This window comes from Bradyrhizobium sp. BEA-2-5 (assembly GCF_032918025.1).
Lineage (GTDB): Bacteria > Pseudomonadota > Alphaproteobacteria > Rhizobiales > Xanthobacteraceae > Bradyrhizobium > Bradyrhizobium pachyrhizi.
In genome coordinates this window covers 5,093,716-5,108,061 of the sequence record NZ_CP136629.1, presented here as the reverse complement: position 1 = coordinate 5,108,061, position 14,346 = coordinate 5,093,716, and the positions used below count along the sequence as shown (strand labels likewise).

Here is a 14,346-nt window from a genome sequence, read left to right as displayed (position 1 = left end):
CGCCCGTGTGTGACGGGCGGTTCGATCAATGAAGAATGCTAGATCCGGAGGAAATGAACTCATGACAAGGTTGAATTGGGTAAAGTCACATATGCTCGCCGCGGCAGTAGCATCCGCAGCGACCTTCGCGGGCTCTTTCGCGCTCGCCGACGATGTCGGCCAGGACCGTCTGCTCAATGCTGACAAGGAAGCAGGCAACTGGCTGCACCACCACAAGAACTATGCGGCGACGCGCTTCTCGTCGTTGGCCGATATCAACAAGGACAACGTCAAAAACCTCAAGGTCGCCTGGACCATGCATCTCGGCGGCGTCGAGGGCGGCGGAATCTGGTCGCATGGCGGCCTGGAGGGGACGCCGATCGTCGAGAACGGCTTCATGTATGTCACCGACGGCTGGGGTTCGGTCTACAAGATCGATGCGCATGGCGGCAAAGGCGTGCTGCTCTGGAAGATGGATCCGAAGACCGACCACGACTGGGCCGGCGCGGTCGCCTGCTGCGGCGTCGACAACCGCGGCGTTGCATTGTGGGGCAACCTCGTCGTCTCGCACACGCTCGACGGTCGCCTGATCGCGACCAACAAGGAGACCGGACAGGTCGCCTGGCAGCGCCAGGTCGCCGATCCCGACAAGGGCGAGGTGATCACCGGCGCACCGCTGATCGTCAAGGACATGGCGATTACAGGCGTGGCGGGCGCCGAATACGGCATTCGCGGCTGGATCGCCGCGACCGACCTGAAGAGCCAGAAGGAAGTGTGGCGCACCCACACCATCCCGGGCAAGGACGAGGCCGGCCACGAGACCTGGAAGGACGACAAGGACGCCAAGGCAAGCGGCGGCGGATCGACCTGGGTCACCGGCAGCTTCGACCCGTCGACCAACACCATCGTCTGGGGCGTCGGCAATCCCGGACCGGACTGGGATAATGAATACCGGCCCGGCGACAACCTCTACACCGATAGTTCGCTTGGTCTCGATGCCGACACCGGCAAGATCAAGTGGCACTACCAGCACACGCCGAACGATCCCTACGACTATGACAGCGTGGCGGAGAACGTGCTGGTCGACGTCCCCGGTCCGAACAACACGACGCAGAAGCTCGCGCTCGAGGCCGACCGCAACGGCTTTGCCTATGCGATCGACCGCAACAGCGGCAAGTTCATCTGGGGTCTGCCGTTCGTCAAGAAGGTGACCTGGACCAAGGGGCTCGATCCCGAATCCGGCAAGCCGGTGGAGTATGATCCGAAGCAAGGCGTGCAGCGCTACAACGCTGCGGTGACGCCAAGCCGCACCAACAAGGTGACGGACATCTGCCCCGGCAACATGGGCGGCAAGAACTGGCCGCCGACCGCGTATAATCCGAACCTGAAGCTCTGGTACATCCCGGTGATCGAGAGCTGCAACCGGATCACGGTCGAGGAGACGACGCCTGACAAGTTGAAGAAGCGCGAGTTCTTCACGGGCGGCGGACCGAGCCAGCCGGTCAAGATCACCGGCAGCGTCACCGCGATCGACGTCACCACCGGCAAGGTGGCAGGGAAGGCGGAGACCGAATTCCCGAACCTCGGCGGCATCCTGGCAACGCCCGACCTCGTGTTCTCCGGACAGCCGTCCGGCGAGGTGATCGCCTATGACGCGAAATCGCTGCAGCAACTCTGGCAGTTCAACACCGGCGGCGGCGTCAATGCGCCTCCGATGACGTTCTCGGTGGACGGCAAGCAGTACGTCGCGATCCTGGTCGGCCTCGGCGGAGCCTGGGACAAGTGGTTCATCGATGCCACGCCCGAGCTGAAGCGGATGCAGCCGGGCTCGATGCTCTACGTGTTCGCCCTCTGACGTCGCAAGCGCGGGAGGTCTCTCACCGAGGCCTCCCGCGTCGAGTTGGCCGAGAAAGACAAGAAACAAAACAAATGAAAAAAAATTGGCTGGTTGGCGCGTGGCTCGGCTGCGCGCTGGTGATGGGATTTATCGGTACCGCGCAAGCTCAGTCGGCGAGCGATCCCACCGATGCGGGCAAGGCGGTGTTCAAGCGCGGCAATTGCGTCGGCTGCCACAAATGGCACGGCAATGGCGGCGGCGGCTATGGCGGCGACGCGCTGTCGCTGCGCAAGACCGAGCTGACCCGCGAGCAGATCATCGAGACCGTGACGTGCGGGCGGCCGGGCACCGGCATGCCGTTCTTCGTGCGCGGCTCCTACGATACCACGAAATGCTATGAGATGACCCGGCAGGACGTCGCGGACCGCATGCCGCCCGAAGCGAATGTGTTCCTGCGTCCGAACGAGATCGAGGCCGTCGCCGACTACGTGCTCGCCCGCGTCAAGGGCAAGGGCGAGCCGACCTACGATGAATGCATCGCGTTCTTCGGCGATGGCTCGCGGGTCTGCAACATCTACAAGGAGGCCGGCCACGCCGCCGCGCCGTCCGACCAGAGCGAGAAGGCAAAGCCATGAGCAAGCAAGGATCGGCAATCCGTGGCTTGGTCTTCGCTGTCACCGTCACGGCAGCGGTGCCGGCGATGGCGACCGCGGGAGACCTGCGCGACATCAGCGTCGGAATGGCGATCAGCAGCGTGCCGGACGCGGGCTACATCAACCTGACCTGCGTCGGCGAGAAGACCCACAGACTGGCCGACTGGGCGCAGTGGCAGGCTTGCCAGGCCGGACCGGACCGGCTGCGCAGCATCCGCTTCGAGTATGATCGCGAGAGCGGGCGGGAAGGCACCATGGTCGGCGGCCATCCCGCGATCCTCACCGTCATGATCGACAAGGACGCCAAGATCGCGGCGCTGATGATCGAGACCGATCCGAAGGCGCGGCTCTATCTGCGCAAGAAGGCCTTCCTGCTCGGCCTGCAGGCGAGATCGCGCTATGGCGAGGACGGCTGGACCTGTTCGAAGGCACAGCCGGGCGCCGACAAGCAGGAGGTCGGCGGCGTATTTGTCGACGAGAAATGCACCAAGACGATCGACGGCCGCACGGTCGAGATCGAGCGTCATCTCTATCGCGAGCCGAACAAGGAGTTGAAGGACATGACCGACGAGACCCGGATCACGATCCGCCGCGCCGGGTCCTGAGCGTGATGAGCGATGCGTTCCGACCTCTCCCCGCAGGCGGGGCGAGGTGAAGCGGAGTCCGGTGCTCGCGACTCGAAGCAAGATCATCCTGCTTCAGTGCCGCGCCAGCAGCACCACGATGATCAGGGCCAGGATCGCGCACAGCACCTTCCAGAAGGTCACGGGATCGCGGTCGTGCAGCGATTTGCGGGTCGTGACGGCGGGGCCGGCCCAGGTCGCGCCGTTTTCCAGTTCGTGCGCGAACTCGATGGCATCGCCGAAGCGTTGTGCCGGGTCGACGCTGAGCGCCTTGCCGATCACCGCGTCGAGCCAGGCCGGCAGGTCCGGCCGGTAGCGCGACAGCGGCGCGGGCTTGCCGAAGCGCGGCCGCGAGAACGGCTCGATCTCGCCGAACGGATAGTTCGCGGTGAACATGCGATAGACCGTGACGCCGAGCGCGAACAGGTCGGAGGCCTCGTCGCCGGCCTTGCCGCCGAATAGCTCGGGCGCCATGTAGCTCGCGGTGCCCGGAATGTCCTCGGCGGGAAAATCCTCGAGCAGCGGCACCCGCGCGACGCCGAGGTCGACAAGGCGCAACCCGCCGTCCTTCAACAGGATCACGTTGTCGGGCTTGATGTCGCGATGGATGATGCCGGCGCGGTGCAGCGCGGTGACCGCGCGCACCAGTTTGGTCGCGATCGCGATGCCGTCGGTGAGCGACAGCCGCGGCGCGCGGCCAAGCCGCTGCTCGAGCGTTTCGCCCTCGTAGAGCGGCATCGCCGAATAGAGCCTGGTCTGCCGCTCCGCCGGCACCTCGATGATTTCGCCGATCCAGAGGCTGCGCACGCGCGCGGCGACCCACGCCTCGCGCACGAAGGCGAGGCGGTAGGAGCCTTCGCTCGCGACCCGCGGATGTGGAAACTTCAGCACCACTTCGCGGCCGGCGCGCTTGTCGGTCGCCTTGAACAGGCGGCTGTAGCGTCCGTCGGACAGGACGTCGCCGAGGCTGAAATCGTCGATCGTATCGCCGGTCACCGGCAGATCGAGGATCGGCAGCGTCGCGATCGCGTGCGTAAGATCGTCGCGATCCGCCGGTGGCAGGTCGACGACGTCGAGCACCAGCGCGGTCGTGTTGTCGCTGCTGCCGGCCGCGAGCGCGGCATCGACGATGCTGCGCGCCGACTCGTCGGGCGGCGTGCGCTCCTCCAGCAATTGCTGGAGGCGCAAATCGCCGAGCGTGCCGTGAACCCCGTCGCTGCAGATCAGCAGGCGGTCGTGCTGACGGAGCCCGAGGGACGTGTAGTCGAAGCGGGCGAACTCCTCGAAACCGATGGCGCGGCTCAGCATGTGGGCGAGGTCGCCGCGGCCGGCGATATGGTCCTGCGTCAGGCGTTCCAGTCGGCCGTCGCTCAGGCGATAGGCACGGGTGTCGCCGATATGGATCACATGGCATTGCCGCCGCGACAGGATGATCGAGGAGAACGCGCAGGCCATGCCGCTGCGCGCGGCATCGACGCGGCCCTGGCCGTAGATCCAGCTATTGGCGGCTTCCAGCGCCCGCGCTGCGCGGCGGCGGACGCCGAGCGTCTCGGGCAACGAATAATAGGCGTCGATGAAGCTGCGGACCGCGACCTCCGCGGCCTCGCGTCCGCCCTTGTGGCCGCCGACGCCGTCGGCGACCGCGGCCACGACATCGCGATGCAGCGTGCCCGGCTGGCCCAAGCAGGCCGCGACATAATCCTCATTGGCGGCGCGCTTGCCGGTCTCGCTCGCGAAGCCGACGCGCACCCCCAAGTCCCGTTGCGAACCGTTCGCCACGTCCGAGCCCCGTCACGTTGCGGAGCGGGGTCCTCAGACGCGCGCTCCCGATACCGCGCCCCAGGTGGTGCGCCAACGGACCTTGACCATGGCAAGTCCGATGAAGCCAAGCAACGCCAGCCCGCCGAAGAAGAGGAAGCCGGCGCCGAAGCCGCCGGTCATGCCCTTGGCGGCGCCGAGCGTCTGGGCAAGGAAGAAGCCGCCGACGCCGCCGGCGCAGCCGACCAGCCCGGTCATCAGGCCGATCTCGTGACGGAAGCGCAGCGGGATCAGCTGGAACACCGCGCCGTTGCCCATGCCGAGCGCCAGCACGCCGATCGAGAACAGCAGCACCGAGATCCAGGCAATGCGCGGCAATTCGGTCAATGCCCAGCCGGCCTGCGTCGGCGCCGTCGGGCCCTCCGGCATGAAGGCGATGACGAGATAGGCGGCGACCACGACACCGAACAGGATCGACAGCGAACGAATGCCGCCGATCCGGTCGGCGATCATGCCGCCGACGGGACGGAATCCCGAGCCGAACGCGACGATCAGCGCGACCAGCATGCCCGCCGCGACGCCGGAGACATGATACTGCACGGTGAAATAGAGCGGCAGCGCGTTGGCGAGGCCGACGAAGCCGCCGAAGGTGATGAAGTAGAAGAACATGAACCAGCGGCTGTCGGAATCCTTCAGCAGTGCGCCGTAGGCTTGCAGCGAGACCTTCTTACGCTCGCCCGGCGCGTCCTTGGCTGCAAACGCGTAATAGGCGAGCACCATCAGCATCGGAATAAGCAGGCAGCCGAATACGGCCTGCCAGCCCCAATGCTCGGCAATGGTCGGCGCAAGCAGCGTGTCGAGCACGACGCCCATATTGCCGGCACCGGCGATGCCCATCACCACGCCCTGATATTGCGGCGGATACCAGCGGCTCGCCTGGGGCAGGGCGACGGCAAACGAGGCGCCGCCGACGCCGAGCGCAAGCCCGAACAGCTCGATCGCGAGCTTGCTGGTCAGCCCGAAGTGCCACACTGCAGCAGTCGCGGCGATCACGACGAGCTGGGCGATGATGCCGGTGCGCTTGGCGCCGATGATGTCGGCGAGAATGCCCATCGGCACCCGCAACAGCGCGCCGGCGAGCACGGGAATGGCAACGAGGGTGAACTTCTCGTTCACGGCCAGATTCATGTCGCGCGCGATGTAGACGATCAGCGGTCCAAGAGCGACCCACGCCATGAAACTGATGTCGAAGTACAGGAACGCGGCAAGCAGTGTCGGCCAGTGACCTGCCTTCTTGAACTCGGCTAGCTTCATCGCAAGCATCTCGCGTTGATGCGGCGGAGGCAGCCGCAAAAGCGCGGCCATCTCGGGCGCAGACAAATGGAATGTTGGTGAATGGTGAGTGCGCTCGTCGTTGAGACGCACTCCGTCAACAGCTGTGGTCAGCAATTACCGTGCCATCGATCCGGCCGCGTCGCTTTGCCGTGCAGTCGCAAGACGTTGCCACGCAATCGCGGACAGCGTTCCGCCGCCGCGCGTGCCGTGGCTTGCGGCAGGTGCCGCCGCGCAAACGCGCAGGCTGGTGCTTTTTTGTGCGATGCGCCAAGTCCGTGCGATCGCGCATCAAATGCGATTTCGCGATTGCCATCACGGCCCGCGATGCTGTGATGCACAAGAGATCATCGGCGTGGCTAAAATTTCGGCCGGCTGTCGGCGCAGCGCGCGGACTGACGGATTTTGATCGGCCGGAAACCTCTTGATTTTGCAGCCGGATTCGCCCGTCACGAGTTGGCACGCGTTTTGAATATCAATCAATAACGGAACATCGGTCGTCATCGAAGACGGTCTGCGCCCGCGGCTGGGCTTCCTACAACTCCAAACCTTTATCGGTGCCCATCAACGACGCACGCCGCGTCGCTGCGCAGCGCCGTCGGAATTGAAAGGCGGACCATGCTCGACAAAGTGACCAAGCAGAAGCTCGTGGTGATCGGCAACGGGATGGCCGGCATCCGGACGGTCGAGGCGCTGCTGGAGCGCGCCCCCGATCTCTACGACATCACGGTGTTCGGCTCCGAGCCCTACGGCAATTACAACCGCATCCTGCTGTCGCCGGTGCTCGCCGGCGAGAAGACCGTCGACGACATCATGCTCAACACCGTCGACTGGTACGAGGACAACAACATCACGCTGCGCAAGGGCGAGACGATCACCATGATCGATCGCCGCACCTGCGAAGTCGTCACCGAAGCCGGCGAGCGGGTGCCCTATGACCGCCTGCTGATCGCGACGGGCTCAAACCCGATCATGCTGCCGCTGCCGGGCAAGGACCTGCCGGGCGTGATCGGCTTCCGCGACATCTATGACGTCGATCGCATGATCAAGGCCTCGACCGACTATCGCAACGCGGTGGTGATCGGCGGCGGCCTGTTGGGCCTCGAAGCCGCCAACGGGCTGATGAAGCGCGGCATGAACGTCACGGTCGTGCATCTGCTCGACACGCTGATGGAGCGTCAGCTCGATCCGGTGGCCGGCGGCCTGTTGCGCAAGTCGCTGGAAGAGCGCGGCATGGTGTTCAAGATGCCGGCGCAGACCCAGGCCATCCTGGGCGAGGACCGCGTCACCGGCGTGCGGTTCGGCGACGGCACCGAGCTGCCGGCCGATCTCGTGGTGATGGCGGTCGGCATCCGCCCGAATTTCGAGCTCGCCAAGAAGGCCGGGCTGTACTGCGAGCGCGGCATCGTCGTCTCCGACACCATGCAGACCTATGACGGCCGCATCTACGCGGTCGGCGAGTGCGTGCAGCACCGCCGCCAGACCTACGGTCTCGTCGCGCCGCTGTTCGACCAGGCCAAGGTCTGCGCCAACCACCTCGCGATGAAGGGCTTTGCCACCTATGACGGCTCGGTCACCTCGACCAAGCTGAAGGTCACCGGCATCGACCTGTTCTCGGCCGGCGACTTCGCGCCGGGGCCGGACAAGGAGGAGATCGTGCTGCAGGACGCCAACCGCGGCGTCTACAAGCGCATCATCCTGAAGGACAAGAAGATCGTCGGCGCCGTGCTCTATGGCGACACCATCGACGGCCCCTGGTACTTCCAGCATCTGCGCGACGGCACCGACGTCTCGCATATGCGCGAGCGCCTGGTGTTCGGCGCCGCCAATCTCGGCGATGGCGGCGTCAGCGGCCAGAGCTCGGTTGCCGCGATGAGCGACGAGACCGAGATCTGCGGCTGCAACGGCGTCTGCAAGGGCGCCATCGTCAAGGCGATCAGCGAGAAGAAACTGTTCACGCTCGACGACGTCCGCGCCCATACCAAGGCATCGTCGTCCTGCGGCTCCTGCACCGGGCTCGTCGAGCAGGTGCTGGCGTTCACGCTCGGCGGCGACTATTCGGCGGCGCCGAAGGTCAAGCCGCTGTGCAAATGCACCGATCACAGCCACGACGACGTTCGCCGCGTGATCGTCGAGCAGCAGCTCAAGACCATTCCCGCGGTCATGCGCTTCATGGAGTGGAAGACCCTGAACGGCTGCCACTCCTGCCGCCCGGCGCTGAACTACTATCTGCTTGCGACCTGGCCGGGCGAATATCGCGACGACCAGCAGTCGCGCTTCATCAACGAGCGCGTCCACGCCAACATCCAGAAGGACGGCACCTATTCGGTCGTGCCGCGGATGTGGGGCGGCGTCACGACGCCGAGCGAGCTGCGCGCAATCGCCGACGTCGCCGAGAAGTTCAACATCCCGACCGTGAAGGTCACCGGCGGCCAGCGCATCGACCTGCTCGGCGTCAAGAAGGAAGACCTGCCGGCGGTGTGGGCCGACCTCAACGACGCCGGCATGGTGTCGGGCCACGCCTACGCCAAGGGCCTGCGCACGGTGAAGACCTGCGTCGGCTCCGAATGGTGCCGCTTCGGCACCCAGGATTCCACCGGCCTCGGCGTCAAGCTCGAGAAGTTCATGTGGGGCTCGTGGACGCCGGCCAAGGTCAAGCTCGGCGTCTCCGGCTGCCCGCGCAACTGCGCGGAGGCGACCTGCAAGGACGTCGGCGTGGTCTGCGTCGATTCCGGTTACGAGATCCATTTCGCCGGCGCCGCCGGCTTGCACATCAAGGGCACCGAGTTCCTGACCAAGGTCGAGACCGAGGACGAATGCCTCGAGGTGATCGTGGCGCTGACCCAGCTCTACCGCGAGGAGGGCTGGTATCTCGAGCGCATGTACAAATGGTGCGACCGCGTCGGTCTCGAGCAGATCAGGAAGCGGGTGGTCGACGACGTTGCGAACCGCAAGGCGCTGTTCGCCCGCTTTGGCTATTCGCAGCAGTTCGCGCAGACCGATCCGTGGGCCGAGCGTGCCAGCCGCGGCGTGGACCGCAACGAGTTCGCGCCTCTCGCCGAATTGGAGCTCGCATGACCCAGTGGATCGAAATCGGCGCATTGACCGACATTCCGCGGCTCGGCTCGCGCGTGGTACGCACGCCGGGCGGCAACATCGCGGTGTTCCGGACCGAGAGCGACGAGGTGTTCGCGCTCGACGACCGCTGCCCGCACAAGGGCGGGCCGCTGTCGCAGGGCATCGTGCACAACAAGCGCGTGACCTGTCCGCTGCATAATTTCGTCATCGAGCTGGCGAGCGGGCAGGCGGTCGCGCCCGACGAAGGCTGCACCCATACCCATCCGGCCAAGGTCGAGAACGGCGTTGTCTGGCTGTCGGTGCGGCAGGCGGCTGCGGTGAGCTGAGCGGCCGGGCATGTCCGTCAAGACCACGTGTCCCTATTGCGGTGTCGGCTGTGGCGTCATCGCGTCGAAGGACGCGGCGGGTGCCGTCACGGTCGAGGGCGACAAGCAGCACCCGGCGAATTTCGGCCGGCTCTGCAGCAAGGGCTCGGCGCTCGCCGAGACCATCGATCTCGACGGACGCCTGCTTGAGCCTGTTGTCGACGGCGCGCCGGCGGCGTGGGACGATGCGCTCGGTCGCGTCGCCGATGGCTTTAGCAGGATCATACGCGAGCACGGCGCCGACGCGGTCGCGTTCTATCTCTCCGGCCAGCTCCTCACCGAGGACTATTACGTCGCCAACAAGCTGATGAAGGGGTTTGTCGGCACGGCGAATGTCGACACCAATTCGCGGCTCTGCATGTCCTCCTCGGTCGCCGGTCACCGCCGTGCTTTCGGCGCCGACACCGTGCCCGGCTGCTACGAGGATCTCGACCAGGCCGACCTGCTCGTCCTGGTGGGTTCCAACGCCGCCTGGTGCCATCCGATCCTGCACCAGCGAATGCTGGCGGCGAAGGAGAAGAATCCGGCCTGCAAGATCGTGGTGATCGATCCGCGCCGCACCGCGACCTGCGAGGGCGCCGATCTGCATCTGCCGCTGCGCTCGGGCAGCGACTCCGTGCTGTTCAACGGGCTGTTCGCCTTCCTCGCCGGCAGCAACGCGGTCGACCGCGGCTTTGTCGGCAATTGCACGACGGGGATCGTCGACGCGCTCAAGCAAATCGGCGGCCAGACCGTCGCGCAGACCGCGGCGACCTGTGGCCTGACCGAAGGCGCGGTCGGGCTGTTCTTCGACTGGTTCACGCGCACCGAGCGCGTCGTCACGCTGTATTCGCAAGGCATCAACCAGTCGTCGAGCGGCGTCGACAAGGTCAACGCCATCATCAATTGCCACCTCCTGACTGGACGCATCGGCCGTCCCGGCATGGGGCCGTTTTCGCTGACCGGCCAGCCCAACGCGATGGGCGGCCGCGAGGTCGGCGGGCTCGCCAACCAGCTCGCCGCGCATATGGAGATCGAGAATCCCGCGCACCGCGAGCTGGTGCAGCGGTTCTGGCGTGCGCCAGTGATCGCGGAGAAGGCCGGGCTGAAAGCGGTCGACATGTTCGACGCGATCGCCGACGGCCGCATCAAAGCGGTGTGGATCATCTCGACGAATCCGGTGGTGAGCCTGCCGGATGCCGATCGCGCCCGCGCTGCACTCGACGCCTGCGAACTCGTCGTGGTGACGGATTGCATGCGCGACACCGACACCACGCGCCATGCCGACGTGCTGCTGCCGGCGCTGGCCTGGGGCGAGAAGTCCGGCACGGTGACCAATTCCGAGCGGCGGATCTCGCGTCAGCGCTCGTTCCTGCCGGCGCCGGGCGAGGCGCGCCCCGATTGGCGCATCATCTGCGACGTCGCCGGTCGGATGGGATATTCGGGCTTCGACTACGCCTCGGTGGCCGAGGTGTTCCGCGAGCACGCCGAGCTGTCGGGCTTCGAGAACAGCGGCCGGCGCGATTTCGATATCTCGGCGCTGGCGGCGCTCGACGACGGCGCTTATGACGCGCTGGCGCCGGTGCAGTGGCCGGTGACATCAGACCATCCGGCCGGCACGCCGCGGATGTTCGAGAGCCAGCAATTCTTCACCCCGGACCGCAAGGCGCGCTTCGTCCCGGTGGCGCCGCGCGCGGCGCGCCACGCCACCAGCCGCGACTTTCCGCTGGTGCTCAACACCGGCCGTGTGCGCGATCAGTGGCACACCATGACCCGGACCGGCAAAACCGGCCGGCTGCTGGCGCACGTCTTCGAGCCCTATGCCGAGTTTCACCCGGAGGATGCGCGGCAGGCCGGGCTGCAAAACGAAGGTCTGGTGCGGCTGACCAGCAGCTGGGGCGAGATGATCGCGCGTGTCGTGGTCAGCGCCGACCAGCGCCGCGGCTGCGTGTTCGTGCCGATGCACTGGAACGCGGAGTTCGCCGGCGAGGGACGCGTCAACGCGCTGGTCAATCCGGCGACGGATCCGCTGTCCGGCCAGCCTGAGTCCAAGCACACGCCGGTCAAGGCCGATCCTTACGCGCCGAAATGGCACGCCTTCATCCTGAGCCGTGACGCGATCAGGCGTCCGGCAAGCGGCTATTGGGTTTACGGCAAGGCCGGCGATTGCACGCGGCTGGAGCTCGCGCTCGACACTCGCCCGGAGAGCTGGCGCGACTGGGCGAGGGCACAGCTCGGCCTCGAAGGTGTCGAGATCGAATGGCTCGCCTATCGCGATCCGGCGGCGGGACGCTTCCGCTACGCGGCGGTGCGCGACGGCCGGCTCGAGGGCTGCGTGTTCATCGCGCCCGATCACACGCTGCCGTCGCGGGCCTGGCTGACAGGGCTGTTCGCCGAACAGCAATTGTCGGCCAATGCGCGGATGTCGCTGCTGGCCGGACGGCCGTTCGGCGCGGGCGAGGATGTCGGTCCGATCGTCTGCTCCTGCTTCAGCGTCGGACGGCACCAGATCACCGCCGAGATCAGGAATGGCGCCGACAGCGTCGATGCGATCGGCCGCTGCCTCAAGGCCGGCACCAATTGCGGCGGCTGCAAGCCCGAGATCGGCAAGCTGATTGGCGCTACCGCACAGCCGCGGCAGGCGATCGCATCCTGAGCTGCCCTATCCGCTCGATGTCCGAGGCCTCTTTGAGCATGATCTTCTCGGAAAACCGCTTCGCACTTTTCCGGATCATGCTCTAGCAGCCGCGGCAGATGCCCTTCAGCTTGCTGTTGAGCAGGCGGTCCTCCTCATCCGAGGCTGCCTTGGTATAGGCATCGTTGCCGCGGCGTCTGTCCTCAGCAAATCCGCCGGCGCTATCGGCGCCGCCCGCGTGCATGCCGTGACTGTGCCCACCGCCATGGCCATGGCCGCCGTGCGCGTCCACCGGCGGCATTGCGGCCGCAAGCAGCGTCAGCAGCAGCCCGACCGTCGTGATCGTCCGCATGGTTTCTTCCTCGTCGCGGCAAAATACCGCTGACGCTGCGGCAAATCGGTGTCGGCCATCTTCACAATTTCGCGTGGCGGCAATCGCCCGATTCTCGCAGCCGGTTCCCCGGGGGTGCCCCCCGGTGCGTCGCACATAGGCCGTCCGGGGATGGCTTCATGCCGACAATGCAGTGCTCGCGACACTAAAATGGTGTATCGGCAGGCTCTGGCGCGCTCAAGAAACGGGCAGGACGCGGTCCGGCGCCGAATAATCAAGATATCGCAAGATTTGGAGGAAGGTTCATGTCGGCCTTGCCGCTCTCAGGCATCAAGATCCTTGACCTCACCCGCGTGCTGGCCGGGCCCCTGTCGGCCCAGATGCTGGGCGATCTCGGCGCGGAGGTGATCAAGATCGAGCGGCCGGGCACCGGCGACGACGCGCGCGCCTTCGGCCCCCCTTACCTGACCGACCCCGAGGGCAAGGCCAACAACAACAATTCGTTCTATCTCTGCGCCAACCGCAACAAGAAGTCCGTCACCGTCAACATCGCCAAGCCGGAAGGGCAGGCGATCGTCCGGGAGCTCGCCAAGGACGCCGACGTCTTCATGGAGAACTACAAGGTCGGCGATCTCAAGCGCTACGGCCTCGACTACGAGACCATCAAGGCGATCAATCCCGGCATCATCTATTGCTCGGTGACCGGCTTCGGCCAGACCGGGCCGTATGCGCCGCGTGCCGGCTATGATGCCATCCTGCAGGCGATGGGCGGATTGATGAGCGTCACCGGCCATATCGACGGCGAGCCGGGCGAGGGCCCGATGAAGGTCGGCCCGTCGATCGTCGACTACATGACCGGCATGAACTCCTCGATCGGGATTCTCTCGGCGCTCTACCATCGTGATGCCAATGGCGGGCAGGGACAGCACATTGACGTCTGCCTGTTCGATACCGTCATCGCGTCCTTGTCGCACTGGCTGCAGATCTATCTCGTCAACGGCAAGACGCCGCCGCGCCGCGGCACCTGGGGCAATGGCGGCATGCCGGCCGGCGTGTTCCGCTGCGCCGACGGCGAATTGATGCTGGTGGTCGGCAATGACGGCCAGTTTCAGCGCACCTGCGCGGTCCTCGGCGAGCCCGAGCTCGCGAACGATCCGCGCTTCGTCAAGAACAACGATCGCGTCGTGCACGGCAAGGAGATCATGGCGATCTTCGCCGGCCTGTTCCTGAAGAAGCCGGTGGCCTACTGGCTGGAAAAGCTGGAGGAGGCCGGCGTGCCGTCAGGTCCGATCAACAATTTCGAGCAGGTGTTTTCCGATCCGCACGTCCAGTCGCGCGGCATGCGGGTGAAGGTCGACCACCCCTTCAAGCCCGATCTTTCGCTGGTCCGCAACGCGCTGACCCTCTCGGAGACGCCGATCCAGACCTACCGCGCCCCGCCGCTGCTCGGCGCCGACACCAAGGAAGTCCTGGCGACCATCGGCTATGACGACGCCAAGGTCGAGGGACTGAAGGCGCAGGGGATTCTGTAGGCGCTGACGTCGAGGCCGCGGGCGGTGGAGTTTCTCCGTCATCCTGAGGTGCGAGCCCTTGCGAGCCTCGAAGGATGAACAGCCCCGCTGGTGGCCGTCGACCCTTCGAGACGCGCGCAAAGGGCGCGCTCCTCAGGGTGACGGGACCAGGGTCGTCATTCCGCAGCAACACTTCGGCCGATGTCGAACCATCATTGACATCCGCCTGTTAGATTGGCGCCATCGATCCCTCATCGAAGGTGCC

The 14,346-nt window shown here is 65.9% G+C and carries 11 protein-coding genes; 7 read left to right on the top strand and 4 right to left on the bottom strand.

What is annotated here, in order from left to right:
* The first annotated feature begins 61 nt into the window (after positions 1-61).
* From RX327_RS24025 to RX327_RS24015, 3 genes are all read left to right on the top strand, one after another.
* Positions 62-1,834 (top strand): PQQ-dependent dehydrogenase, methanol/ethanol family, encoded by a 1,773-nt coding sequence (locus tag RX327_RS24025; RefSeq protein ID WP_244482069.1) that lies wholly within the window; start codon positions 62-64, stop codon positions 1,832-1,834.
* Positions 1,835-1,956: 122 nt separating this feature from the next.
* Complete coding sequence (locus RX327_RS24020) at positions 1,957-2,451, top strand: c-type cytochrome (protein ID WP_035631104.1); 495 nt, start codon at positions 1,957-1,959, stop codon at positions 2,449-2,451.
* Entirely contained in the window at positions 2,448-3,074 is a 627-nt protein-coding gene (locus tag RX327_RS24015; RefSeq protein ID WP_063779914.1) for a hypothetical protein, read from the top strand. The genes RX327_RS24020 and RX327_RS24015 overlap by 4 nt, the downstream gene beginning before the upstream one ends.
* A 93-nt stretch (positions 3,075-3,167) precedes the next feature.
* Here RX327_RS24015 and RX327_RS24010 read toward each other — a convergent pair whose 3' ends face one another.
* The 3 genes from RX327_RS24010 to RX327_RS24000 all read right to left on the bottom strand — a co-directional run bounded on the left by RX327_RS24010 (position 3,168) and on the right by RX327_RS24000 (position 6,686).
* Entirely contained in the window at positions 3,168-4,841 is a 1,674-nt protein-coding gene (locus RX327_RS24010; RefSeq protein ID WP_317247300.1) for a bifunctional protein-serine/threonine kinase/phosphatase, read from the bottom strand.
* Between the two features lie 63 nt (positions 4,842-4,904).
* The gene (locus RX327_RS24005; protein WP_028335426.1) at positions 4,905-6,164 is read right to left on the bottom strand and encodes an MFS transporter; all 1,260 of its coding nucleotides are present in this window, start codon (positions 6,162-6,164) and stop codon (positions 4,905-4,907) included.
* A gap of 333 nt (positions 6,165-6,497) precedes the next feature.
* Positions 6,498-6,686, bottom strand: coding sequence for a hypothetical protein (locus RX327_RS24000; protein ID WP_152977619.1), 189 nt, complete (start codon positions 6,684-6,686; stop codon positions 6,498-6,500).
* 114 nt (positions 6,687-6,800) lie between these two features.
* Between RX327_RS24000 and nirB the strand changes: the two genes are divergently transcribed.
* The 3 genes from nirB to RX327_RS23985 are packed head-to-tail and all read left to right on the top strand — an operon-like array spanning position 6,801 to position 12,260.
* Positions 6,801-9,260 (top strand): nitrite reductase large subunit NirB, encoded by a 2,460-nt coding sequence (nirB, locus tag RX327_RS23995; protein WP_050384819.1) that lies wholly within the window; start codon positions 6,801-6,803, stop codon positions 9,258-9,260.
* Complete coding sequence (nirD, locus tag RX327_RS23990; protein WP_028335429.1) at positions 9,257-9,586, top strand: nitrite reductase small subunit NirD; 330 nt, start codon at positions 9,257-9,259, stop codon at positions 9,584-9,586. The genes nirB and nirD overlap by 4 nt, the downstream gene beginning before the upstream one ends.
* 10 nt (positions 9,587-9,596) lie before the next feature.
* The gene (locus RX327_RS23985) at positions 9,597-12,260 is read left to right on the top strand and encodes a molybdopterin-dependent oxidoreductase (protein ID WP_317247299.1); all 2,664 of its coding nucleotides are present in this window, start codon (positions 9,597-9,599) and stop codon (positions 12,258-12,260) included.
* An 82-nt stretch (positions 12,261-12,342) separates the two neighbouring features.
* Here the strand turns inward: RX327_RS23985 and RX327_RS23980 are convergent, their stop codons facing one another.
* Positions 12,343-12,591 (bottom strand): hypothetical protein, encoded by a 249-nt coding sequence (locus tag RX327_RS23980; protein WP_050384821.1) that lies wholly within the window; start codon positions 12,589-12,591, stop codon positions 12,343-12,345.
* A gap of 284 nt (positions 12,592-12,875) precedes the next feature.
* Between RX327_RS23980 and RX327_RS23975 the strand changes: the two genes are divergently transcribed.
* Positions 12,876-14,102 carry a CaiB/BaiF CoA-transferase family protein gene (locus tag RX327_RS23975; protein ID WP_317247298.1) on the top strand — a complete coding sequence of 409 codons (1,227 nt, stop codon included), beginning with the start codon at positions 12,876-12,878 and terminating at the stop codon, positions 14,100-14,102.
* Positions 14,103-14,346 lie beyond the last annotated feature (244 nt).